This window comes from Crocosphaera sp. Alani8 (assembly GCF_038442745.1).
GTDB lineage: Bacteria > Cyanobacteriota > Cyanobacteriia > Cyanobacteriales > Microcystaceae > Crocosphaera.
On sequence record NZ_JARVCN010000196.1, the window covers coordinates 1 to 22,910 of the forward strand.

Below are 22,910 nucleotides of genomic sequence, written 5' to 3' on the forward strand. Positions count from 1 at the left end.
TTTGGCCTAAGTTTTCGCAGCGAGTGACCCCTGGCTTTTTGAGAAGATACCTATGGGACTTGCTCCTTTATACCGTGCAGGAGAAACACCTGATCTATTTGGTGCTTGTAATCAAATTAACAGAGACACTCGCGAGCAAGCAGAAGAGTTGCAAGAATTTAGGGAAGAGGAACAGATTAAGGATGGAGAATTTCCAGAGCAAAACTTTACCCAAGAACGAATTTCTCTGATAGATTGTGAAAGATTCCGAGCATCATCTCCAACTTTTCCATAGACAAACTAATTAGCATTTAACTTGTTGTTCCCTATTTTTTTCCCACACCATTACGGATTAGTATTGAGAATTGAAATCCAAAAATCTCGAATCAACCAACTTAGTTTGTTTGTTTTCCCCTTGTTTGTAAATTTTTTTTATATTATATTGAGTAGAGCAACTTAGCTTAAAATAAAATATATAAGAGGACTTTTTATGCCCTATACCACAGAAGAAGGCGGACGTTTAAACAATTTCGCAGCAGAACCTAAAGTGTACGAAGCGGAACCCCCCAGTGCCTCTGAGAAACGCAACTACATTATTTTGGGAGTTGCAGCTGTCCTATTAATTGGTGGCTTATTGACTGTTGCTGTTTATGCTTCCTCCAATGTTGGTGTTAGCTAAATCACATTAAAATAGGGGTCAACGTCGAGCGGAGTCGAACTGTTGACCTCCCAAGCTTTCAGTTAATGCGCTCTAGAAAAACTTTGGTTGATGACGAATTAAATTGAGGAATTCTTCGCGGGTTTTTTGTTCTTCATCAAACTCACCAAGCATTGCACTAGTCGCTGTCCAAGATCCAGGTTTTTGCACCCCACGCATCACCATGCACATATGACTGGCTTCCATAACCACAGCAACGCCACGGGGTTGGAGAATTTCTTGAATAGCCTCAGCAATCTGACGGGTAAGTCGCTCTTGTACCTGTAAACGACGAGAGTACATCTCAACAATACGAGCCAACTTACTCAAACCAACTACTTTCTGATTGGGAATATATGCAACATGAGCCTGTCCCATAAAAGGTAACATATGATGTTCGCAGAGACTGAAGAAATTGATGTCTCTCACTAGTACCATTTCGTTGTGTCCCTCATCAAAAATGGCTCCATTCACCAACTCTTCTAAGGACTGATTGTAGCCTTGAGTCAAAAACTTCATGGCTTCTGCAACTCGTTTCGGGGTTTTTAGTAACCCTTCACGCTCAGGATCTTCTCCCACTGCTTCTAACATGGCATAGACTGCTTTTTGCATTTTGTCAGCGCCATCATCATCAGAACTGGTCTGAATTTTCGCCTCTTGTCCATTATGGGTGTTGCGATCTGGTCTACTGGCTACCCGTTCGACTAGATCGGGGTTCAGCACATTAGAACCATTGGACTGACGAATGTCGGAGCCTTTGGAGGAAGCTATTGTCATAGTAATAAAAAACGTTGATCTTTGGATTAAAGGGTTCCAGCACTTGGTAATATGGTTAAATCTTCAATGACGGCTTCGGCTGGTAATAAGGCCGCTTGAAGGATGGTTTGCGCCACCGACTCAGGGGTTAGCATGGCATTGCGCTCAAAGTCAGCTTGTACGGTGTCTGTGTCCCAAATAGGTGTATTCACAGCACCAGGAGAAATAGTCATCACACGAATGCCATGACTGCGCTCTTCTGCTGCCAATACTCGAGAAAAAGACAATAAAGCTGCTTTGCTCACAGAATAGGCTCCCCATTCCGGAAACGCTTGAGTAGCGGCAACGGAAGCAACATTAATGATGGTTCCTTTTTTGCGCTCTCGCATCTGGGGTAATATCCCTTGTACACATTGAAAAACGCTAGTTAAATTCAAATTGATAACTTGTTGCCAGTCTGCTAAGGGGGTTTCTCTCAGCAAATTGGTGTAGCCCATTCCTGCATTGTTGACTATAATGTCGATACCACCAAAATCGGCTACAATTGCTTGGATCGTTGCTTGAATCTTGGTTAACTCCGTTAAATCCATAACATAGGATTTAGCCTCTACCCCTTGCTGGTTACAAGCTTCAGCTACCATTTCTAGGGTGTTTGGGGAACGTCCCACTAGGGCTACGTTGATACCAGCCTGAGCAAAGGCTAGAGCAGTTGCTTTACCAATACCACTGCTTGCTCCAGTAATGATGGCGTTTAATTGACTTGAAGAAGAATTCATGCTACAGTCCAACGTCTATACTCAAATCTCAACACTTTGGAGAGCGTCGTAGATAGTTGGCAAAGATTTAACGCCAATTCCTAAAGACTGACACTTGGAAATTATCTCACAGTTTCACAGCAAAGTGAGCAATGAAACTAGAACTTATTTCCCTTGGGCAAAGCACCAGTGACATCTGTGATAGTTTTGACGTTCTGTTACAAAAGTTTACCTTGTTAATTATAACACCTATTGGCCGATCCTAAATAGGGAGTACTAAAAAACCAATGGTTTTCTAGATGATCCCCGTAATTTACCTATCAGTGAACACCAACAGTTGCTTCTGAGTCGATAAAGACTCCAATTTTACGGAACTTCTCATAGCGGAGGGCTTTACGTTTCTCTGGAGTTAGACTAGACAACTCTTCTAAGATATTGATGAGATTATCCTTAAGAATACTTGCCGCTTTTAAAGGGTTAGTATGGGCTGCCCCGGATGGTTCTGGGATAATGCTATCAATGATCCCCAGTTCTTTGAGATCGTTAGCTGTAATTTTTAAAGAAACAGCAGCTTGAGGGGATTTTTTGGCATCTTTCCAGAGAATAGCCGCACAAGCTTCTGGGGTAGCCACTGTGTAAACCGAGTGTTCAAGCATTAGGAGTTTATCTCCCACACCGATACCCAAAGCTCCTCCAGATCCCCCTTCTCCGATAACAGTACAGATAATTGGTACGTTAAAACCGAACATTTTTCGAAGGTTAAAAGCGATCGCTTCTCCTTGGCCTAGTTTTTCTGCTTCTACACCAGCCCAAGCTCCGGGAGTATCAATAAAGGTTAAAATGGGCATGGAAAATTGGTTAGCGTGTTCCATCAGGCGAATGGCTTTACGATAACCTCCTGGTGCGGGCATTCCGAAGTTTCTAGCCACATTATCTTTGGTATCCCGTCCTTTTTGATGGCCAAGAATAACTACCGGGCGGCCTCCCAAACGAGCCACACCTCCCACCAAAGCGGGATCGTCGTAACCTCCGCGATCGCCGTGTAGCTCAAACCATTCGTCAGCGATGGATTGGATGTAATCCAGAGTGCTGGGGCGACGGGGATGACGAGCTAATTGAAGGCGTTGGGATGGAGTGAGATTGCTAAAAATTTCTTTTCTGAGATTTTCTGCTCGACTTTCCAACTGTACAATTTGTTCGGAAACATCGACATTATTTTCTTCGGCTAATTGTTTGATTTGTTCGATACGACCTTGTAATTCCCATAATGGTTTCTCAAAATCGAGTAAAAAAGTTCGGCGTTCGTTTTTGCTCATCAGGTTCCTTGCAGTTCACATTGTTGCTAAGTAAAGAATCCATCGGTACACTTCTACTTTGGGTTATCCCTTCACCAATTGTACTGTATTTGAAGATCAGCTTCTTAATCACCTGAGTTCGATGTAAAAAAATTTATAGACAATCTTTATCCAAGCATTTTCCTACTGAGGAGTCTCAAACACACATTATCTACTCAAAAAACAGTTAACTCCGAACCCTGAACTCAGGTTGATCACTTAGCAATTGTTATCCGCTAAACTAAAAGTAGAGTAGTGTACTTGTTGCTCTACGTTGATCTTAAACTTAACCATGTCTTCTATGTCTGAAGTTTTTCAAACCGAATCACTACAATCTGCTTCTTCTTTAGAATTAGCCCAAGTTTTAGCACAACAGTTAACCATTACCCCAAATGATTGGCACCGTCTAAAAGGCAATCGCCAAGCACAGGCAAAACAGCAACTAGCAACTGCTTTGGTGTTTTTACTAAACAATCAAACTGACGAGGCGTTAGCGCACATTAATCAGGCTGCTGGATGGTTGGATAGATCTGTTTCGCCTCTTCCTTGTCCTGGCCACGGCCCCAAAAATTAATTATTAGGGTATTTTGGGGAGGCATTTTGTCCCCCAACACATACCATTAATTAGTAATTTTAAGCGGAGATGTTTGTTCTTTTCAAAAGCTGAATACTAAAAATGCTTATGTAAGAACTATAACTACTCAATGTTTACTTATTAGAGCCAATTACCTAATAAAGTATAAGCTGACCAATAAAAAGGATGTTTATACCAACGGTTTTTCAACATAGTCAATTGTGCTTGTCTTAAGGCTTCTGCCTTAGATAGTTTATTGTCAGATAATTGTTTATAAAATTCTCCTATAATTTCTGCAGCGGCCTGGTCGTTTACAGACCATAAAGTCGCTAGAGTACTCCTGGCACCTGCACGCACCGCAAACCCAGCTAAACCCAACGCAGCTCTACTATCTCCTGAAGCGGTTTCACAAGCACTCAAGATTAAAAGCTCGATTGGACTACTTCCTGTGGGATCGTTTTCTTTTAGAATTCTTTCCAATTCTAGTACATTAATGTAACTATCCCAAGCAACAATAAATGTTTCCTCAAATTGAGAACTAAATTGACCGTGAGTAGCAAAATGAACAATGGGAAACGACTGATTATTTAGCTTATTATTTAGATTATTAAGGGTAAATTCTTCATTAATTAAAGCAGTATTAGGTACTTTTTTTTGAATCGATTTTAATTCTTGTTTTACGTACAGTAAAGGTATAAACTCTTCTTGTTCAAATGTTTCTGTAAGTCCAGCAAATAGTGTAGTTAGCCCTTGTTTCTGTAGCATTTCAGGGGATAATAAAGTTAAACCAGGACTCAAGGCAACTTTATAGTTTTCAATGAGATATTTTTTACCATCGTATAAAGCATTCATTGGTGCATTTCTCAAAATTCCATCCGGGACAAACACCAGGGTTTTGATACTATATTTCTCTAAAGTTTCTAGGAAGGGTTTAACTAACCATTCATGTAAAACTTTTGCATCGTTAAAAAATTCTCTTTGACTTCTTATTACAACGTTGTAACGAAACTGTCTGACTTGATTTTCTAATTTCTCTTGGGTAATTTTAGTGATATGAACAGCTAAAGACTGATCGGGTAAACTCAGTATAACAGCCAAGCGATCGCTTAATATTATAGGATAAATAATAGCCGCCCCAGGATCTACTTTCCCAACATCAACTGGTTCATTAGTGACACAAATATCATTAAAAAAGTTGTTTAATTGAGCTACTTGAAAAGACTCCACTTGTTGGCGAGCTTCTTCTAAGTTTTCTTGATTAACAATTTCCTGATTATTTTTAGGTAATAATAAACTTAGTAATTCTCTATAAACAGGCTCCACTTTTTCCTGAAAAGAAAATTGATTATCTCTATTAGTAGCTAAATCAACTGTTAAAGCTTGAAGATTTCTAACTGATTCTAAATAAGCTGCGATTGCTTCTTGTTCAGAATTTAGTCGATGTAAAATCCTTCCTAGTTGCCATTGCAATACGTAGGTAATATTAGGTCTTTGTTGAGATTGGGATCTAATTAATGCTTGCTCGGTTAATTGTTTTGCTTTTTGGTTTAATTGATTACTATCTAAATTAATTTGATTAGTATCGATAAATCGATATTTTTTGGAACAATCTTCTAAATTATTAGCTACGTTATTATATTGACAAAGTTGATTAGTTGCTAGTTTTTCGTAAAGTTCCCCTAAGTCGCCAGTAGCATAAATAATCCCTTTTTCATAGGCAAGTGATTCAGCTTGCTTCTGAGCATTTTCTAACAAATTTTTAACCATTTTCCACGAAGGTGATAAATTAGAAGTATCACTTAAATTGCTCCATTTCAACAGAAGATTAGCTAAATAAATTTGACTATCAACTTTAGTTTGATTTAGAGTTAATCGCAATAAATTATTCTCTAGACTAATTAGTAATTCATGAGCCTCAGACCATGATTTTTGTATAATTAATAAATTAAGTTTCGTTAATTGAGCTTTTACCTTACTCTCAAAATTAGTAGCTGTGATAATAGATTGTTGATAACTATTTTTTGCTCCTTCAAAATCATTTTGTAGTTCTAAACTCTGACCTATATTCAATAAAATATCTGCTTTTGTTTCCTGAGAAGTAACTTGATCTAAAATTCTATCGAGTATAGCTTGAGAGGTTTCTAAATCACCTTTTTTGCGTAATATCTGTGCTAAGCTTAGCCATCCGGCTTGTTCTAAGGAGTTCAAATTATTTGACAATATTAGCTCAATATTATCGACAGTCAAACTATCACATTTTAGTTCTTGATCAAATAAATTTTTGCCTAATTTCTGACAAGCTTGTGTGTATAATCCTAAAGCTTGTAAAGCTCTCGCTTGATTAATATTAGTTCGTAAAATACCAGAACTCTTTTCAACCTTTTCGTAAGTGACTGTAGCCTCTTCCCAACTAGATAAAGCCGCTAAAGGGTTGCCTTTTGCTAGGAATAAAGTGCCTTGAATATTCCAGGCTTCTGCTAAAGTTGAAGAAACTGTACCATCTTGTGGTTGAGACTGTAAAATATTCAAACTTTTATTGATAGAACTATCAGCTTTTTCCCATTGTCCCAAGTGACCATAAGCTAATGCAAGATAACTCAATACTCTACCTTGACCAAGCATATTTCCTTGCTTTTGATAATCTTCAACAATAGTTAACCAACTCTCGATAGCGCGATTAATATTCCCTTGTTGATAGAATTCTCTTGCTTGTTGTTCCCCTTGTAACAACTGAGGAGAAACAGCCATAACTCCATTAAAAGAAAAATTAGACCAGGAAAAAGTTAAAACTAAACTTAAAAAAAGTAACAACAAAAAACGAATCAATGAACCCATAATCAACAACGTTTTATCTACGTTTGCCATTTCCACTTTAAGATAGCACTAATGATAATCTAGAGATTTTCTATAAAATTTCCAGATACCTAACAATAGAGAGTTACTTTGAGATTAAGATAAGGTAAATGTCTGAGGTCAGATTTCGGAACTTCTCACACCTAAACCATAACCCGAAATGATTATAAACACTTCCAAAACCATGAAACACACCCTTTCTGTCCTTGTTGAAGACGAAGCAGGTGTTTTAACCCGTATTGCTGGTTTATTTGCCCGTCGTGGGTTCAATATTGAAAGTTTAGCGGTGGGACCGGCTGAACAAGCTGGTGTCTCTCGTATCACCATGGTAGTGCCTGGAGACGATAATACAATTGAACAATTGACCAAACAACTCTACAAATTAATCAAAGTTCTCAAAGTCAACGATATCACCCAAACCCCTTGCGTGGAAAGGGAATTGATGTTGGTGAAAGTTAATACCACCGCCGCTAACCGCGCCGAAGTATTAGAAGTAGCTCAAGTTTTCCGTGCCAGAATAGTCGATATTTCCGATGATACCGTTACAGTAGAAGTAGTAGGTGATCCTGGAAAAATGGTAGCCATTGTGCAGATGCTCAATAAATTTGGCATTAAGGAAGTAGCACGAACAGGCAAAATTGCCCTAACTCGCGAATCAAGAGTCAATACAGAATATCTTAAGTCTCTAGAAGCGAAAGTTAGCTAATAATTTATCACAGGACAGGTTAACCTATCTCGATGAACTATAATCAATAGGAGTGTTTAAGAGATTAGCAATTATGAGCAACATTAACGAGCAAATCGAACAAGAAAGGAAAAACGCAAGAAACGTCTGTAGCACCGAAGGAGACGCTTCCGGAGATTGCGCAGCTGCTTGGGATGCAGTGGAAGAACTTCAAGCAGAAGCTTCTCACCAACGTCAAAACGAAACCCCTAAAACCAGTTTTGAAAAGTATTGTGATGATAATCCTGATGCAGTTGAATGTCGGGTTTACGATGATTAGGGAAAATAGGTGTTTTTAGTAGCCTACGATTCCCTAAATCTATCCGAAACTCGTAGCAGTGGAGATTCCCTACAATTTTCACTGCTTTTTTACCAAGATAATTGTTAAATATTTGATAATCCATTAACTTATTATGTCAGTTCTGGCAGCGATTGCAGTTTTAGTAATATTAATTTTTGTTCATGAGTTGGGTCACTTTTCCGCAGCTAGATTACAAGGAATCCATGTAACTAGGTTTTCTATCGGTTTTGGTCCCGTTTTAGCTCGATATGAAGGCAAACAAACAGAATATACCCTCTGTGCTATCCCTTTGGGTGGATTTGTAGCTTTCCCCGATGATGATCCTGAGAGCGATATTGCTCCCGATGACCCGGACTTACTGCGTAACCGTCCCATTTTTGACCGAGCAATCGTCATCAGTGCTGGAGTCATCGCTAATCTTATTTTTGCTTATTTCTTGTTGGTAGGACAAACAGCTACGGTTGGAATTCAAGACTTACAACCCGGACTAATGATACCTCAAGTAGATGAAAATTCCGCAGCAATGGTAGCAGGAATACAATCAGGTGATGTTATTCTCTCAGTGGACAGTCAGTCTTTAGGTAGTTTTCCTGAAGCAACCACCATCTTTATCGACAAGGTTAAAAACTCTGCTGAACAACCTTTGTCCTTGGAAGTTAAAAGAGAAGAACAGATTTTAGATTTAACCGTCATTCCCCAAAGCAACGAAGAAGGAGAGGGAAAAATTGGCGTTGGATTATTGCCTAATGTTCATCTAAACCGCGCTCAAAGTTTACTCCAAGCTTTCAATTATGGTGCAGAAGCTTATCAAAATGTTTCCGTCCTAACCTTACAGGGATTTTGGCAACTAATTAGCAATTTTCAAGAAAACGCTCAACAGGTTGCAGGACCAGTTAAAATCGTCGAGTACGGTGCAAGTATAGCTAAAAACAATCTGGGTAATTTGTTTCAGTTTGGGGCTTTAATTAGCATCAATTTAGCTATTATTAATACCCTACCTTTACCAGCTTTAGACGGTGGACAATTGGTTTTTCTGCTAATAGAAGGATTGTTCGGTAAACCTTTACCCCTAAAACTTCAAGAAGGAATCATGCAAACTGGTTTAGTTTTACTACTCAGTTTAGGAATTTTTATCATCATCCGTGACACGGTTAATTTAGCAGTGGTTCAAGAGTTAATTCAACAAATTGGACTGTAAAATTAATATCACTGTCCCTACTTGAAGTGTGAACATTAAAAAACTGAGACCAAATCCATTAGCAAAACTAGGTTACCAACTTGGAAAATAGGGCAAAATTAAAACAAGCACTGCTAGAAAAAATTGAGAACCTAAAAACACCCACCGATGTGAACTTAGGCTCTCCAATTACCGATTTTAATTTAGAAGATCAAAGTATTCAAGAAATAGAGGAATTGACGGGGAAACTAGAAGCAGAAAACCCCTATCTATATCCCTTGCTCTATGCTGTTGATCTTCTAGATGGTGTTTGGCATTTGCAATACTCAACCTCCAGAGAAATTCGTTCCCTAACCAAATTAAAATACGGACTAAAAGTAGGTGAAGTCTATCAAGTTATTGATCTTAAAACTCAATCTTTCTATAATCAAGCCTTTGTCAAACATCGTTTAGGATTGATATCAGGATATGTTTTGGTAACAGCTAGTTTTGAAGTGGCCAAAGAAAATAACTCCCCACTTCCCGACAAGCGATTAAATATAAACTTCAAACAACGCCATCTAGCGATCGAAAAAATTGCGGCAGTGACAACTCCCCAGTTAAATCCTTTTAAGATTGTAGAAGCTCGTAATCCTCCCGGAAGAGTGCCAGTTTTCGAGATCACTTATATAGACGAAACATTACGCATTGGTAGGGGAGGAGATGGAGGAGTTTATATTCTATCCAAATCGGATCATACAAAATCCCTTGCTCTAGAAGTCGGTAGCTATCAGTAATCACTTACCTTTGCTTGTCAAGGTAGTGAGTAATCTCATCACTACTAATTTGTCTTTAACATTAAGTTTTGTTAAATTATTATAAGAAATAAAACTTGCGGCTCCCCATATTCCGCAATGCTTTAATCAAACTAATAAACAAAATATGTTAAGAAAAATTATTGCCCCGGCTCTCGTACTTGCTTTTGCCATTACAAATATAACCATTTTGGGTTTAAATTTAAGTAATCTAGCTCAATCTCGTATCGAAGACCAAGATTACTTCATTAAAATCGATCCTCAAGCGAATATCGCCATTGTTGAACCCAACTATGGTTACTATTTCCATCCTGATCCAGAAGTGGAAGGAGATCCCACAGGAGAGGTTTTATACAAAGCTTTGAGCGACATTAACCAAGAATATGAAGTCAAAGAAACCAGAATGATTAGTTTTGAACGGAAAGGATATATGATCCCCAATTTATATGTTTTCCTCAAATCTAACGAATCTCAAGGAACCATTGCCAACAGTCAATCTGTCGAACAGTTATCCATGTAGAAATCATTACATCTAGAGAACTAATCAGCGATCGCCAAAACGTTACTTTTGGCGATTTCTTTGTTTAAGCATCGATAACAACCTTTCCCTGCGAATAGGCAATACAAGCTAAAATATAGCCTTCTTCTGTATCATCTTCGTCTAAACCATCGGCATCCCCTTCATAACGAATATCTCCTTCTAATTTCTTCACCTTACAACTGCCACAGGCTCCACTTCTACACCCAGAATCAAGATCGATCATCTCTTCTTCGGCTAATTCTAATAAGGACATTTGAGCATCGCAAAGAACTTCTTTTCCTGACTTGGCAAAAACTACAGGGTAAGACTCATTACTATTAGGAACGACAACAGGTTCTGTAACAGTTTCTGTGGCAACAGAATGACCATTATTTGTGGTGTTATTTGGCGTTGTAACAACAGGTGAATTGTTGTTTTTCTCCTCAGAAGATGGGGAACGTTTTTTATTAGAACCGCCAAAACTTTCTTGATTGTAGTTTTCCATAGGAAAACCCAATCCTTCTACTAATTTTTTGACCCCTTTCATAAAGCTATCTGGTCCACAAACATAGATAACTCTTTCTTTAAAATCAGGACAAATAGCTGGTAATAGAACCTCGTTTAATCGTCCTTGAAAACCCCACCAAGGATCTCCCGTAGTCTGACGAGTCATAGTTAATGCTAGATGAAAATTACTATGATTTGCCGCTAATGTTTCTAGTTCTTGACGATAAATAATATCTCTTGGACTTCTGGCACTATGAACAAAAGTAATGTCTCGGTTTGCAACTGTATCTAAGGCCCAACGAGACATAGACATCATTGGTGTTATACCACTTCCTGCGGAAATAAATAACAATTTGGTAGCGTTATTATCTACACAAGTAAATTTCCCTGATGGACCCGTTACGGTGATTTCATCCCCTACTTTAAGATTGTCGTGTAACCAGTTAGAAACTAACCCGGGAGGGGCATCTGGAAAGTCTGTTGGGGCTGGAACTCGCTTGACGGTAATTTCTAAGGTGTGGGGACGAGAAGGAGTAGAAGAAATTGAATAAGATCTTTTTATTTTCTTATCATTTATATTAAGATTTAGGGTGATAAATTGACCAGGTTTATAATTAAATAAGGTGGGAGAAGTGCCAGTAAAACGAAAAGTTTTTACATCTTTTGTGTCTTCAATAATATTCACACAACGAACAGTTATTTTTCCTTTGTTCCACCAGTTAATGCCTCCTAAAGTGGAAATCTGAGAGGGGGAATCAGTAGGAGAAGCTTCTTTCGATGGGGAGGAGATTTTCTTGTCTTTTTTACCTGCAGGTAAAGGGGGAGAAATAACTGTCCCATTCGATCCACTCGCAATGGAAGAATCAGAATTGTGTTGATTGTTAGTAAGAGTTTTTTTCGGATCTATTATTCCTTTATTAGATTGCTCTGAAGTCTCTTTATTTTTCTCTTTGGAACGGCGATTTTTTCGAGTTAATGCTTTAAGGTTTTGTAAACTTCTTTTATTAGAAGACTTACCGTTCTTACTCTTTTTGCTTTTAGACTTCTTTTTGATAGGTAAACCATCAACAATTAATACAAATTCACCTATACGAATAATATCATCGGTTTCTAAAGGATAAGACTTTTCCTTATTCACTACTTCATCATTGTATTCAGTGATGGCTTTTTCAGTTAAATCTTGGAAGAAATATTTACCTTTATCGGTAAACAATTTACCATGAACTTCCTGGACTTTAACACTAGGAATCATCAACCCACAACTAGGAGAATTGCCAATCAAACACCCGTCGCCCCTGAGACGATGGTCGCTTAATTCGAGTTCTTGATGTTCTAGGGGATGTTGCGGATTGAATAGCTTAATTTTGAGCATGGCATTAACTAAAATCAAAAAGGAGTAGAGACTAAATCCTTACAACTTGAGAATGCCCAAAAAATTGTTAAACTTAACACTCTCAAGCTATCTTTAGATTAATTAATGAAAAGTTCTACAAATTATGCTCTTTCGTCAGTTGTTTGATGAAGATTCATCTACTTACACTTATTTAATTGCCGATCGCACCTTGAAACAAGCTTTATTAGTTGATCCTGTTTTAGAGCAAGTGGAAGGGAATTACCAGCTTTTAGATGAGTTAGGATTAACATTAGAATACTGTTTAGAAACCCATATCCACGCCGATCATATTACCGGAACAGGGAAATTGCGAACAATGACGGGATGTTCGGTCATTGTACCCGAAAATGCTCCTGTGACCTGTGCTGATGGTTTTATGGGGGATAAACAAGTGCTAAAGTTGGGGAGTATTATTGTCGAAGCGATCGCTACTCCTGGTCACACTAACAGTCATGTTGCCTATTTTATCAACCAGAAAATTCTTTTAACAGGGGATGCTTTATTTATTCGAGGGTGTGGAAGGACAGACTTTCAAAGTGGAGATCCTGGTGTTTTATACGACTCAGTAACCCAACGACTGTTCACACTACCAGATGAAACCTTGGTGTATCCTGGTCATGATTATAACGGAAATACAGTGTCCACCATTGGGGAAGAAAAACAATCTAATCCTCGATTTGTGGGACGCGATCGCCTTCAGTTTATCACCTTGATGAATAATCTTAATTTACCCAATCCAAAAAAGATAAAAGAGGCGGTTTTTGCGAATCAAAAATGTGGCAATGTTTGAACAGTTATTAATTATCGATTATCTACACAAATGATTAAGAAAGTTTTTAAGTTGGTCTTTCTCTTAGGATTGGTGTGTTTATTATCCATACAACCAGCTTCTGCTGTTATTAGAGAAAGCGAAATTCCTCCTAACATTCTTCTTTATAAATCCATACAAACTTGGCGAGATCAATCTAAGAATCCTTGGCAACTAATTTTTTTTAAGGAAATCAAAGGCAACAATGAACCCACAGTAAATTTGCGTTTGGTGGGTTTCCCCGACTTATTTGCATTTGAACACCCTCAACCTTTAACCATCAAAATAAGAGAAGATTTAACTATTAAAGTTCCGGATGTGTTTGCCAGCGATAAAGAATCATTTTCTCCCAATATGGGACAATACGATTTTAACCGTGTTGTTGATAGTTTAGAAAGTAATAATTTTTGGTTATTAGAATTACCTTTAAAAGATGGCCAATCCAGTGTAATTAAGGTTCCTTATTTTATATTAGAAGAATGGAAAAAAATAATATTTCAAACCGACAAAAAAGAGAGGGTATAAAACCCTCCTAAACTAAACATTATGGATAGTAAAAATCTAGCGATCCACAGAACCCATAATTACATCAATACTGCCTAAAATTGCCATAATATCAGCAACTTTTACCCCTTTAAGAAGATGAGGTAAAATTTGTAAATTATTAAAATCAGGGGCGCGAATTTTCCAACGCCAGGGGAAAGGATCATTCTTACCCACAATGAATATTCCTAGTTCACCTTTACCACTTTCCATCCGTACATAATGTTCACCTTCGGGAATTTTAAATGTAGGAGCAACTTTTTTAGCAAGGTGTTGATATTGAAAATCATTCCATTCGGACTTCCTTCCTTCCATCATACGCTTAGCTTCCAGGTTCTCATAAGGACCTCCTGGAATAGTCTTTAACGCCTGACGAATGATTTTGACAGACTCGCGCATTTCCCGAATACGGATTAAGTAACGGGCAAAACAATCTCCGGCGGTTTCCCACTGTACTTCCCAGTCGAAGTCATCATAACATTCGTAGTGGTCCACTTTGCGTAAGTCCCATTGAACCCCCGAACCTCGTAACATCGGGCCAGACAGTCCCCAGTTAATAGCTTGTTCGCGGGTAATGGTTCCTATTCCTTCCACACGGCGACGGAAAATAGGGTTATTAGTAATTAACTTTTCGTATTCATCTACTTTAGGGTCAAAAGCATCGCAGAAGTCCTCGCACTTATCGATCCAACCGTAGGGTAAATCTACTGCTACTCCACCAACACGAAAATAGTTGTTATTAATTAGGCGCATCCCTGAAGCCGCTTCCCAGAGATCGTAAATCATTTCCCGTTCTCGGAAGATGTAGAAAAAGGGAGTTTGTGCGCCAACATCTGCTAAAAAAGGACCCAACCACAATAAATGGTTAGCAATGCGGTTAAGTTCCAACATAATCACCCGAATATACTGGGCGCGCTTGGGAACTTCGATATCCGCTAATTGTTCGGGGGCGTTAACGGTGATAGCTTCGTTAAACATTCCTGCGGCGTAGTCCCAACGGCTAACGTAGGGAACGTACATCACATTGCTACGATTTTCTGCAATTTTCTCCATCCCTCGATGAAGATACCCAATTACGGGTTCACAGTCCACTACGTCTTCTCCGTCCAAAGTAACGATTAGACGCAATACCCCGTGCATTGAGGGATGATGAGGCCCCATGTTTAACACCATGGGTTCGGTTCTAGTTTCTATTTTTGACATAGGGGGATCACTTAACCGTCATCTTTCTTTATTATTCAGGATAACGTTTTTTGACAAACTCCACAGGGAAACAGAGAAAAAAAATTGCTCACAATTTAGAGTTTACTCCTCAAATAAATTGCTTAATCTTTCCACTTCGCTTTGTGCGGTGTACATAGGAGAACCGGATAGAATACCCGTCACATTGCGGAAAGGTTTACCGATGTGCATTCCTTTGTTGTCAATAGAAAATTCTCTAATATCTTTATCGTGCATCGAACCACGCATTTTTAAAACAGTGACTCCCCGACGCATTTCCCCGTACATTTCCACATAACGCAGTAGGATAATTGAATCTGTAATGGTAGAAATGTGGGCTTCAGTAATGGAAGATCCCCCTAATAAAGTTGGGGTGGTTGAGGTAAATAAACCGCCGATTTCTTGTTGTTTAATAAAAGAAGTTAAGCCAATAATAAACTCACGGAATCCTTTTAAGTTAGAAACTCGTTCGAGGGCCGATAAACTATCCACTGCAACTCGGTTAGGTTTAAAGCTTTCGATAGTTTCTTTCATATTGATGAGGTGATTTTCTAACCCGGTGGTTTCCGGGTAGCGACATACTACCTTCAACTTGCCTTGTTTTTCCATTTCGTGAAAGTCTACACCCCAACCCGTAGCGTTACGAAATAATTGTTCTCTGCTTTCTTCAAAGGCAAAAACTAAACATCTCTCTCCGTTGAGAACTCCACCGGCCATAAATTCTGTTACCATGAGGGTTTTTCCTGTTCCTGTGGCCCCTGAGACTAAAATAATGGAATCTCGGAAAAATCCCCCCCCACACATACGATCTAACTCTTCGCTACCGGAGGTAATGCGAATATTAGAAGATTTTTGTTCTAACTCGATGGCGGATAGGGGAATAATGACCACACCGCGACCTGGAACGATGGTAAAGGGATATTCCCCTTTTTGGTGATCTGTACCCCGATACTTCAAAATTTCGATGGTACGACGACGTTTTTCATCCGCTAGAACGTTACGTAAAATGACCACGTTATCAGCAACAAATTCTTCTACTCCAAAACGGCTAATTTCTCCGTATTCTTTGGTTCTTTCCGCGGTCATAATAGCGGTTACCCCTAATTCCCGTAAAGCAGAGGCCATCCGAAAGAGATCGCTTCTCACTTGTGCGCTATCGCTCAAATGGCTAAAAATTGCCCCTAATGAGTCCATCGATACCCGTTGGGCTTTATGTTTACGAATAGCAAACTCGATGCGGGCGATTAGCGCGCCAAGATCGTAGTCTCCTGTAACCATGATTGGTTCTCCGGGTTGGGGAGAGGCATCTACAAAAGCCCATTTTTGTTCTAGTTCCCACTGAGCGATGTTCCAGCCAAATCCCCGCATATTGCGGCGTAAGGCCTTGGGAGGTTCTTCAAAGGTAACAAAAACGCCGTTTTCTCCCCGTTTAATTCCTTCGACTAAAAATTGACAGGCAAAAACGGTTTTAGAACTTCCGGCGGTTCCCGCTACTAAGGTGGCCCGTCCTTTGGGAAGTCCCCCTTCAGATAAAAAATCGAACCCTGGAATAGCGGTTTCTAATTTCTCAATACAATCTAGTTCGTTCTCTGGAATCATCCGTGTCTTGGTTAAGGAATAGAAGTTTAATTGTTTACTGTTTATTTTGCCTGTTTCTCTTCATCTTGCCAAGAAATATTAATTAGTTTTGATTTTGGGAGACTAAATCTAACCCTAAGAGGACTTTTTGAGTATTGGACATATCCCCAATAATACGTTGTAGGGGTGGGGGTAACTGTTTGATCAGGGTTGGGGTAACCAAAATCTTTTCTCGTTCGGCGGTTTGAGGTTGTTCGAGGACATCGATTATCTCTACAGTATATTGATCTTGTAATTCTTCGTGGCAAATACGGAATAGGTTAGCGATCGCCCTTTGAGAGTTGACCGTATTCCCGGTGATGTATAGTTTGAGCAGATATTTATTCATGAAATTTAGGGATAATCTTTTCTGATGGAAAGGTTAATGTTACTCAAGCCTATATAGTATTTGCGATAAAAAGAAGCTAAATAGCCCATCAATTCTAATATCATTAGTCTTCCTTCAGCAACATAAGCTTGCGCTTTCACGACAGAAATATCTTTACTTTTCTCTTTTAATACTGTTGTATGAATTTCAATGGTATCTCGAGGACTTGCTTTAAGAAAGCCTAATTTTTCCCCTAAAGTTCGTAGTTTTTCAGAAATATTGTAATTCACCTTATACATTTTTTGTTCCAGGGCTAATTCTAATAAAGTGCCGTATGTTTCTACTAATTCATCGAATATATCTGGTAAGCTTTCTTTGAGTGGATATGTTCCAAATAATCGTGCGGTTACACTGGTTTCTCCACTGGACTTAATTAGTTCGTCTAAGTCGGATAACTCTTGCGCTTGACGAAGTTCCTGCTGTTGTTGACTAATTTTGGCACAATATTTTTGCCGTTCGATACCTAAACGAATTTCGTGGATTAGGAGATTACTGTCAAGGCTTTTTATTTGTAAATATCCATCCGCACCTAATTGAAAAGAATCGACTAGTTTTTCCTCGTGTTGCCCCTCTATTTCTACGATGATGGGAATATTGGGTACTTTTTCTCTAAGTTTAATTAATGTGTCTAATCCTTGACTATCGGGTAAGTCTAAGTCTAGCAAAATAACATCAAATTTGTGAGATTCTAAAGACTTTAAACTTTCTCTTAAAGTAGAAACCGAAGTGATGGGAAAACTTAGACCTTTTGCTAGGGAACTATGTTGGCCTTTGGACAATAAATCCTGCAATAGCTGGATATTCTCTAGCTTATCTTCCACCAATAAAACATGACAAGTATGATTAGGCATTGTTTAGTAACAGCTTTGCTTTTTTTTAATCAATTTTCTGAAAGATTAAGCAATCTATCAGTAGATCGAAGCCGTTAATTTAATCCTCTCTACGATCATAATCGATTTTAGTTTAATTCATCAACTAAACTGTCCCATCGGACACTTCTAACCTGAGTTCGGTGTTAGAGCAATTTGCGACTTGATAAAAGGAACACAAAGCAACTAGCATCAGTCAAACGAACTGATTTTTTTGACTTAAGCAATAAAAAGCTAGAACCCTTAATGACTCGTCTTGTTGATAACAGAAGTGAAAAATGGCTTTTTAAGTTTAGTTTTGTTAAGATATAGATGCTTTATGCCCAAAAACACTATCCATTATGGGTCAAACCTTTGATTACCATAACATAATCATCCCTACAATGAGGAGGTTTAATAAATAATTAATAGAAACCTCACTCATAAACAAGGGAAAATTTAACAAGGCAGTAAAAATCATCGAGTAACTATTAAGCACTGTGAAAACTTTTCTATTACTAGCATCTTTATCAATTACTCAGGTATTGGGAGATATTCTTCTGAGTCGAGGAATGAAAGATTTTGTCGGCTTTGATTTTTCTAGTCCCACTATTATTTTCTACTTAATTACTTATATTTTAACCAATTATTGGATTTTAATGGCTCTGGGTATCCTGGTAATTTCTCTTAGTCTTTATTTGAGTGCTATTTCTAAATTAGACCTCAGTTATGTTTTACCTATTCATGCTTCTAGCTATGTTTTAAATGGATTATTTGCCTGGGCTATTTTAGGAGAAAATATTACTGGAATGCGTTGGATAAGTACATTGGTCATTTCTTTTGGTGTATTATTTGTCGGGTTTAGCGATAGTCAAACCTCACAATTTTCTCAAGATTATCATCGCAATATTAAGTCTCGAAATTTACCTTTATTTTTTCTCCCCTTTAGCTTAGCTGTTTCTAAAACTTGGTTAGCTATTATGATTAGTTCCGTGTCCGATGCCAGTGGAGACTTATGTTTGGCATTGGGAATGAAAAAAATAGGAGAATTAAAAGAAATAACCTTTTCAGAAGTTATAAAAATGGTCATAAAAGTCCTAACCAGTCCTATTATTCTCACTGGAATTGCTTGTCAAGGAATTGCCTTTTTTAGTTTCATTTCTGTATTAAGTTGGGCAGATATTAGCTTTGTTCGTCCAGCCACAGCTTTAACTTATATCATCAGTATGCTAGGAGCAAAATTAATCCTAAAAGAAGATATCAGAGAACAGAAACTATGGGGGATTATTTTAATCGGTCTTGGGGTATTTATACATCGTTGAGGTACGTTATACTTCAAACATTTTTTATCTAGAACCGTAATTAACCCCATATATGTTACCTGAGTATTTATGCTTGTTTATTTTATTTTGGTAATCTTTTATAACAAAAACTAAGTTTGATTAGTAGTAATGATAAACAGATGATATCCCTCAACCAAAACATAAGCTCAAAGTGTTGAGGACTTAAAATAGAGGGAAGTTAGGACATAAAACCATCAAAAAGAAACCTAACTTTTATCCCTTTTTTAGTGACTGGATGGTTAATCTTCAGCTATAATCATCCTCAGTCAGAATTGTCTATTAAGTAACAATGAATAAAGAAGACCTCGTCAACATGATTGCCGCTAAGACTCGTCTTACCAAAAAAGAGACAACTCATATCCTTGATTCACTCACAGAGACAATCATGGAAACAGTTGCCTCCGGAGATAAAGTAGTTTTAGTTGGTTTTGGAACTTTTGGTGCGATTTGTTGATGTAGAAAGCTAATTAAAATTCGGTCTATAAAGCCGATTTTAAGAAAGCGTGTACGTCGTTGGGCAATGAGTTTATAACCCAGAACCCGATAACTGTTGTTGAGTCCACTTTGAGGTTGTGGCACTCGGAATCAAGGGAAATCACTAACTTACCCAAGAGTGAGAACATCGCCCCCAGTTTATGGATTAGTAACTCATAGATTGAAGCGGGGAGAAACGGGGATAATCTCTGAACCAAACAGAGAAACACCCCTAGTCAACTGGTCATGGTTAGCGAATAGCGAACTGTCTTAACCTTCGTAACCAAACAGTAGCAAACGTTGGTTAATATGCTGCGTTCAAAATGAACATAACGAAAGATAGGAGTATCGAAAGGCTACCTATATAGATTCCCGAAAGTAGTTCGGAGGATAGACAGGGTACGAGCAATCAAACCCTTAATGAACCTAACACCAGATTACCCTCAACAACGGAACAAATTAACCCCATGATTTCTCTCATCTATTGGTCGAAACGATGAGTAGCGACAAACTTAAGCCTATGAATCATGGTGGTGGGAATCAGTAAGAAGCAAAAGCTCAACTGTAATGGTTGTAGATAAGCTGACATACTAGATGGTCAATCAGAAGAAATGGTCTTGAGTCGTAATGAATACAGCCAATGCTAGTTTAAACACTCAGAAGGCATGGAACACTATTGATGCGAAAGAAAATCGAAACATCAACTGGACTAAGGTTCAGAGGAAAGTGTTTAAGTTACAAAAGCGAATATTTCAAGCAGTCCAATCTGGACAAAAAGCAAAAGCACGAAAGCTTCAGCAATTACTGTTAAAGTCCCACTCTGCAAAGCTCTTCGCTCTACGCCAAGTTATCCAAAATAATCGGCGTAAACAAACCTTGGTGCATCCCCAAAAAGTTATCTTTAACAAAGATAGAGCTATGCAAACTTTGGTTAAGTTGGCTCTAGAACCCTATTGGGAGGCTCGATGGTCGAGAGAATCCTACGGTTGTCAACCGGCTAAATCTATCCACGATGCTATTGAAAGCCTATTCCAAGGAGTCGCTAAGAGTCCAAAATACATTCTGAGGGGCAAAATTGTTAACTGTCTCGATGAAATTAACCATACTTACCTATTATCTAAACTAGATTTTCCCAAAACCTTGAAAACAACCATTAAACAATGGTTAAAAAAAGGAATAATCTCCGATGATTTATCCCCTCTACTAGTGAACATTGCTTTAGATGGAATGAGCAAAGATGCTATGGATTCTTTCCTTAATCAGTTCAACCAAGGGGAAACCACCGAAGAAAGGGAAAAACCAATGGTGATTAGATACGTCGATGATTTTCTGGTGTTACATCAGAGCAAAGAAGTTGTCCTACAATTCCAACAATCCATTACTCAATGGCTGGAAAACAGGGGGTTTCCACTGTTGCCTGGGGCAACAAGAATTTGCCATACTCTCTATGAACTTGACATCGACGGCAAACATGAAAAGCCAGGATTCGATTTTCTTGGGTTTAACGTCAGACAATATCCTACAGGAAAGCATAAAAGTTTCAAACATAGCTGTTTAAACTATCGAACCCTGATTAAACCCAGTTCCCAATCAATCCAAGCTCACTATCAAGCCATAGTTAAAGTGGTTAATCAATACAAACACGCTCCCCAAAGGGAATTAATCGGCCAATTAAACCCAATTATTGAACAGTGGAGCCATCACTACAGCAGAGTGTCTAGTTCTCAGGTTTTCTCAAAACTCGACAGCATGATAATGAGTAAACTCAGAGCGTGGATAAAAACCAGAACCGGTGCAACAGGAAAAAAACAGGCATCCCTTTATTTCCGAGATGGTATTAATGGTTCGAGGACTTTCCAAACAAAAGAGGGACATTACTTGATTACTCACAGGAAAGTGGGACAAAAACAATATCGTGATTTTGCCAGTTTAGAAGACTGTACCCATGACAAGGGACTGATTACCGAGAGCCGTGTGCAATGAAAGTTGCACGCACGGTTCGGAAAGGGAGTTTTGATAGGTGACTATCATTTCGACCCAAACAACCCAGACCGAGAAAAGAACGTAAAGGTATGAATCCTCAAACGGGACAACCTATTGTCATTCCCGCAACCACTGTTCCTGTATTTTCCGCAGGAAAAGTGTTCAAAGAAAAGGTTGTAGAGTCTTTATAGCAAAAAATGTGAAGGCTGTTTTCAACTTAATGTTATTACAATTCCCCGTCCAAAAAAGATTGGGGAATTTTTTCGTAACTTTTAATCGTCAGATTCTTTATGGGGCAAGAATCTAACGCCAAAGTAAGAGATATGTTTTTGTTGCTTTGACTGGTTTATAGACTCTTGAAGATATCTATTAAACTGAGTCCCTACCTTATCTTAATTTATGACCGATTATTCTTCTCGCGAGCTAGTTGCAAAAATGCACTAATGTAATCGATTTGCCCTTCATTTTCGCGAATGCCGAGATATATTTGTTTTTGAACTTTTTTAGCTCCGAGAGCAACTGGAGCGACTTGAAAACGGTGAGAAGCTTCTTCAACGAGCCACCGCGGAAGAGCCGCTACACCTCGGCCACTTTCAACCATCTGGAGCATGATATCGGTATTCTCAATCACTTTGTGTTCTTTGGGATGTATTCCGGCTGGGACCATGAACTGTGAGAAGATATCTAGTCTGTCAATTGATACTGGATAGGTAATTAGAATTTCTTTGGATAAATCTTCTGGGATTATAAAATCTAAACCGTATAGTTTGTGGGACTTCCCTACTACAAGCACTTGTTCGTAATCAAACACCGGCTCAAATAACAATTTTTTTTTAAAGAGGGGATCGGGGGTAACGAGCATGTCGATCTCGTAACCAAACAATGCTCCGATCCCTCCGAATTGGAACTTCTGCTTTACATCAATGTCGACAGAAGGCCATGCTGTTAGATATGGTGCCACAATTTTTAGGAGCCATTGATAACACGGGTAACACTCCATTCCAATTCTAAGAACTCCCTTCTGTCCTCGAGCAAATTGATGAAGGCACTCTTCAGCATGATTAAACTGCGTCAGGGAACGCTCGGCAACTGCGAGTAGGTATTCTCCTGCTTGTGTTAGAACAAGTCGACGACCCTGTCGCCGCCAAATCTCTACGTTTAGTGATTTTTCTAGTTTTCCCATGCTATGGCTTAAGGCTGACTGAGTAAGGTGTAGTTTCTTGGCAGCAGCTGTTACCGTTCCTAATTTCTCTACTGCCACAATAATCTCAAAATGGATTCGTTCGAGGACTGACATTGGGTCTTTAGTATGAATTAGATT

The 22,910-nt window shown here is 38.6% G+C and carries 23 protein-coding genes and 1 pseudogene; 14 read left to right on the plus strand and 10 right to left on the minus strand.

Annotated elements, in window-relative coordinates:
* Positions 1 to 52: 52 nt before the first annotated feature.
* The gene (locus tag P9B04_RS12430; RefSeq protein WP_342055308.1) at positions 53 to 274 is read left to right on the plus strand and encodes a hypothetical protein; all 222 of its coding nucleotides are present in this window, start codon (positions 53 to 55) and stop codon (positions 272 to 274) included.
* Positions 275 to 469: 195 nt separating this feature from the next.
* Positions 470 to 658: a photosystem II assembly protein Psb34 gene (gene psb34 / locus P9B04_RS12435; protein WP_342055309.1), complete on the plus strand. Its 189-nt coding sequence runs from the start codon at positions 470 to 472 to the stop codon at positions 656 to 658.
* Between the two features lie 72 nt (positions 659 to 730).
* Here the strand turns inward: psb34 and folE are convergent, their stop codons facing one another.
* The 3 genes from folE to accA all read right to left on the minus strand — a co-directional run bounded on the left by folE (position 731) and on the right by accA (position 3,503).
* Positions 731 to 1,453 carry a GTP cyclohydrolase I FolE gene (gene folE / locus P9B04_RS12440; protein WP_342055310.1) on the minus strand — a complete coding sequence of 241 codons (723 nt, stop codon included), beginning with the start codon at positions 1,451 to 1,453 and terminating at the stop codon, positions 731 to 733.
* A 26-nt stretch (positions 1,454 to 1,479) separates the two neighbouring features.
* Positions 1,480 to 2,208, minus strand: coding sequence for an SDR family oxidoreductase (locus P9B04_RS12445; protein WP_342055311.1), 729 nt, complete (start codon positions 2,206 to 2,208; stop codon positions 1,480 to 1,482).
* Between the two features lie 299 nt (positions 2,209 to 2,507).
* Positions 2,508 to 3,503, minus strand: a complete 996-nt coding sequence (gene accA / locus P9B04_RS12450; protein WP_342055312.1) for an acetyl-CoA carboxylase carboxyl transferase subunit alpha — start codon at positions 3,501 to 3,503, stop codon at positions 2,508 to 2,510.
* A gap of 310 nt (positions 3,504 to 3,813) precedes the next feature.
* On the opposite strand from accA, the gene P9B04_RS12455 reads away from it, so the two are divergent.
* Positions 3,814 to 4,095, plus strand: coding sequence for a DUF6439 family protein (locus P9B04_RS12455; RefSeq protein WP_342055313.1), 282 nt, complete (start codon positions 3,814 to 3,816; stop codon positions 4,093 to 4,095).
* A 141-nt stretch (positions 4,096 to 4,236) separates the two neighbouring features.
* On the opposite strand, the gene P9B04_RS12460 is transcribed toward P9B04_RS12455, so the two are convergent.
* A complete protein-coding gene (locus P9B04_RS12460; protein WP_342055314.1) occupies positions 4,237 to 6,960 on the minus strand; it encodes a CHAT domain-containing protein in 2,724 nt (907 codons plus the stop codon).
* A gap of 172 nt (positions 6,961 to 7,132) precedes the next feature.
* Here P9B04_RS12460 and ilvN point away from each other — a divergent pair, with 172 nt between their 5' ends.
* From ilvN to P9B04_RS12485, 5 genes are all read left to right on the plus strand, one after another.
* Positions 7,133 to 7,654, plus strand: coding sequence for an acetolactate synthase small subunit (ilvN, locus tag P9B04_RS12465; RefSeq protein ID WP_342055315.1), 522 nt, complete (start codon positions 7,133 to 7,135; stop codon positions 7,652 to 7,654).
* A gap of 73 nt (positions 7,655 to 7,727) precedes the next feature.
* Positions 7,728 to 7,952, plus strand: a complete 225-nt coding sequence (locus tag P9B04_RS12470) for a Calvin cycle protein CP12 (RefSeq protein ID WP_342055316.1) — start codon at positions 7,728 to 7,730, stop codon at positions 7,950 to 7,952.
* 133 nt (positions 7,953 to 8,085) lie between these two features.
* On the plus strand, positions 8,086 to 9,171 hold the full coding sequence (rseP, locus tag P9B04_RS12475) for an RIP metalloprotease RseP (protein ID WP_342055317.1): 1,086 nt from the start codon (positions 8,086 to 8,088) through the stop codon (positions 9,169 to 9,171).
* Positions 9,172 to 9,251: 80 nt separating this feature from the next.
* Positions 9,252 to 9,926, plus strand: coding sequence for a PAP/fibrillin family protein (locus P9B04_RS12480; RefSeq protein ID WP_342055318.1), 675 nt, complete (start codon positions 9,252 to 9,254; stop codon positions 9,924 to 9,926).
* A 145-nt stretch (positions 9,927 to 10,071) separates the two neighbouring features.
* Entirely contained in the window at positions 10,072 to 10,464 is a 393-nt protein-coding gene (locus P9B04_RS12485; protein ID WP_342055319.1) for a hypothetical protein, read from the plus strand.
* A gap of 64 nt (positions 10,465 to 10,528) precedes the next feature.
* Here P9B04_RS12485 and P9B04_RS12490 read toward each other — a convergent pair whose 3' ends face one another.
* Positions 10,529 to 12,343: an FAD-binding oxidoreductase gene (locus P9B04_RS12490; protein WP_342055320.1), complete on the minus strand. Its 1,815-nt coding sequence runs from the start codon at positions 12,341 to 12,343 to the stop codon at positions 10,529 to 10,531.
* Positions 12,344 to 12,467: 124 nt separating this feature from the next.
* On the opposite strand from P9B04_RS12490, the gene P9B04_RS12495 reads away from it, so the two are divergent.
* Together P9B04_RS12495 and P9B04_RS12500 are read left to right on the plus strand one after the other, a co-directional pair.
* A complete protein-coding gene (locus P9B04_RS12495) occupies positions 12,468 to 13,154 on the plus strand; it encodes an MBL fold metallo-hydrolase (protein ID WP_342055321.1) in 687 nt (228 codons plus the stop codon).
* Positions 13,155 to 13,184: 30 nt separating this feature from the next.
* Positions 13,185 to 13,697, plus strand: a complete 513-nt coding sequence (locus P9B04_RS12500) for a DUF3122 domain-containing protein (RefSeq protein WP_342055322.1) — start codon at positions 13,185 to 13,187, stop codon at positions 13,695 to 13,697.
* A 36-nt stretch (positions 13,698 to 13,733) separates the two neighbouring features.
* Here P9B04_RS12500 and P9B04_RS12505 read toward each other — a convergent pair whose 3' ends face one another.
* From P9B04_RS12505 to P9B04_RS12520, 4 genes are all read right to left on the minus strand, one after another.
* Positions 13,734 to 14,918 carry an NAD(P)H-quinone oxidoreductase subunit H gene (locus tag P9B04_RS12505; RefSeq protein WP_342055323.1) on the minus strand — a complete coding sequence of 395 codons (1,185 nt, stop codon included), beginning with the start codon at positions 14,916 to 14,918 and terminating at the stop codon, positions 13,734 to 13,736.
* Positions 14,919 to 15,020: 102 nt separating this feature from the next.
* Positions 15,021 to 16,535: a circadian clock protein KaiC gene (gene kaiC, locus P9B04_RS12510; protein ID WP_342055324.1), complete on the minus strand. Its 1,515-nt coding sequence runs from the start codon at positions 16,533 to 16,535 to the stop codon at positions 15,021 to 15,023.
* 82 nt (positions 16,536 to 16,617) lie between these two features.
* Positions 16,618 to 16,902: a circadian clock KaiB family protein gene (locus P9B04_RS12515; protein WP_342055325.1), complete on the minus strand. Its 285-nt coding sequence runs from the start codon at positions 16,900 to 16,902 to the stop codon at positions 16,618 to 16,620.
* Between the two features lie 5 nt (positions 16,903 to 16,907).
* Complete coding sequence (locus P9B04_RS12520) at positions 16,908 to 17,792, minus strand: response regulator (RefSeq protein WP_342055326.1); 885 nt, start codon at positions 17,790 to 17,792, stop codon at positions 16,908 to 16,910.
* A 497-nt stretch (positions 17,793 to 18,289) separates the two neighbouring features.
* Between P9B04_RS12520 and P9B04_RS12525 the strand changes: the two genes are divergently transcribed.
* The 4 genes and pseudogenes from P9B04_RS12525 to P9B04_RS12540 form a co-directional block, all read left to right on the plus strand.
* A complete protein-coding gene (locus P9B04_RS12525) occupies positions 18,290 to 19,111 on the plus strand; it encodes a hypothetical protein (RefSeq protein WP_446717998.1) in 822 nt (273 codons plus the stop codon).
* A gap of 310 nt (positions 19,112 to 19,421) precedes the next feature.
* The gene (locus P9B04_RS12530; protein ID WP_342055327.1) at positions 19,422 to 19,586 is read left to right on the plus strand and encodes an HU family DNA-binding protein; all 165 of its coding nucleotides are present in this window, start codon (positions 19,422 to 19,424) and stop codon (positions 19,584 to 19,586) included.
* A gap of 647 nt (positions 19,587 to 20,233) precedes the next feature.
* Complete coding sequence (locus P9B04_RS12535; RefSeq protein ID WP_342055328.1) at positions 20,234 to 21,589, plus strand: reverse transcriptase N-terminal domain-containing protein; 1,356 nt, start codon at positions 20,234 to 20,236, stop codon at positions 21,587 to 21,589.
* Positions 21,590 to 21,651: 62 nt separating this feature from the next.
* Positions 21,652 to 21,780, plus strand: a pseudogene (locus P9B04_RS12540) (HU family DNA-binding protein); the annotation flags it as partial.
* A 206-nt stretch (positions 21,781 to 21,986) separates the two neighbouring features.
* Here the strand turns inward: P9B04_RS12540 and P9B04_RS12545 are convergent.
* Entirely contained in the window at positions 21,987 to 22,886 is a 900-nt protein-coding gene (locus P9B04_RS12545; RefSeq protein ID WP_342055329.1) for a LysR family transcriptional regulator, read from the minus strand.
* Positions 22,887 to 22,910: the final 24 nt, after the last annotated feature.

What these genes read in the sequence shown, in the direction of transcription:
- P9B04_RS12445 (WP_342055311.1), bottom strand. Translation starts at nt 2,208, where the DNA reads ATGAATTCTTCTTCAAGTCAATTAAACGCCATCATTACTGGAGCAAGC.
- P9B04_RS12535 (WP_342055328.1), top strand. Translation starts at nt 20,234, where the DNA reads ATGAATACAGCCAATGCTAGTTTAAACACTCAGAAGGCATGGAACACT.
- P9B04_RS12505 (WP_342055323.1), bottom strand. Translation starts at nt 14,918, where the DNA reads ATGTCAAAAATAGAAACTAGAACCGAACCCATGGTGTTAAACATGGGG.
- P9B04_RS12430 (WP_342055308.1), top strand. Translation starts at nt 53, where the DNA reads ATGGGACTTGCTCCTTTATACCGTGCAGGAGAAACACCTGATCTATTT.
- P9B04_RS12485 (WP_342055319.1), top strand. Translation starts at nt 10,072, where the DNA reads ATGTTAAGAAAAATTATTGCCCCGGCTCTCGTACTTGCTTTTGCCATT.
- accA (WP_342055312.1), bottom strand. Translation starts at nt 3,503, where the DNA reads ATGAGCAAAAACGAACGCCGAACTTTTTTACTCGATTTTGAGAAACCA.
- P9B04_RS12515 (WP_342055325.1), bottom strand. Translation starts at nt 16,902, where the DNA reads ATGAATAAATATCTGCTCAAACTATACATCACCGGGAATACGGTCAAC.
- P9B04_RS12545 (WP_342055329.1), bottom strand. Translation starts at nt 22,886, where the DNA reads ATGTCAGTCCTCGAACGAATCCATTTTGAGATTATTGTGGCAGTAGAG.
- rseP (WP_342055317.1), top strand. Translation starts at nt 8,086, where the DNA reads ATGTCAGTTCTGGCAGCGATTGCAGTTTTAGTAATATTAATTTTTGTT.
- P9B04_RS12470 (WP_342055316.1), top strand. Translation starts at nt 7,728, where the DNA reads ATGAGCAACATTAACGAGCAAATCGAACAAGAAAGGAAAAACGCAAGA.
- P9B04_RS12530 (WP_342055327.1), top strand. Translation starts at nt 19,422, where the DNA reads ATGAATAAAGAAGACCTCGTCAACATGATTGCCGCTAAGACTCGTCTT.
- P9B04_RS12500 (WP_342055322.1), top strand. Translation starts at nt 13,185, where the DNA reads ATGATTAAGAAAGTTTTTAAGTTGGTCTTTCTCTTAGGATTGGTGTGT.
- P9B04_RS12455 (WP_342055313.1), top strand. Translation starts at nt 3,814, where the DNA reads ATGTCTTCTATGTCTGAAGTTTTTCAAACCGAATCACTACAATCTGCT.
- P9B04_RS12490 (WP_342055320.1), bottom strand. Translation starts at nt 12,343, where the DNA reads ATGCTCAAAATTAAGCTATTCAATCCGCAACATCCCCTAGAACATCAA.
- psb34 (WP_342055309.1), top strand. Translation starts at nt 470, where the DNA reads ATGCCCTATACCACAGAAGAAGGCGGACGTTTAAACAATTTCGCAGCA.
- kaiC (WP_342055324.1), bottom strand. Translation starts at nt 16,535, where the DNA reads ATGATTCCAGAGAACGAACTAGATTGTATTGAGAAATTAGAAACCGCT.
- P9B04_RS12460 (WP_342055314.1), bottom strand. Translation starts at nt 6,960, where the DNA reads ATGGCAAACGTAGATAAAACGTTGTTGATTATGGGTTCATTGATTCGT.
- P9B04_RS12520 (WP_342055326.1), bottom strand. Translation starts at nt 17,792, where the DNA reads ATGCCTAATCATACTTGTCATGTTTTATTGGTGGAAGATAAGCTAGAG.
- P9B04_RS12495 (WP_342055321.1), top strand. Translation starts at nt 12,468, where the DNA reads ATGCTCTTTCGTCAGTTGTTTGATGAAGATTCATCTACTTACACTTAT.
- ilvN (WP_342055315.1), top strand. Translation starts at nt 7,133, where the DNA reads ATGAAACACACCCTTTCTGTCCTTGTTGAAGACGAAGCAGGTGTTTTA.
- folE (WP_342055310.1), bottom strand. Translation starts at nt 1,453, where the DNA reads ATGACAATAGCTTCCTCCAAAGGCTCCGACATTCGTCAGTCCAATGGT.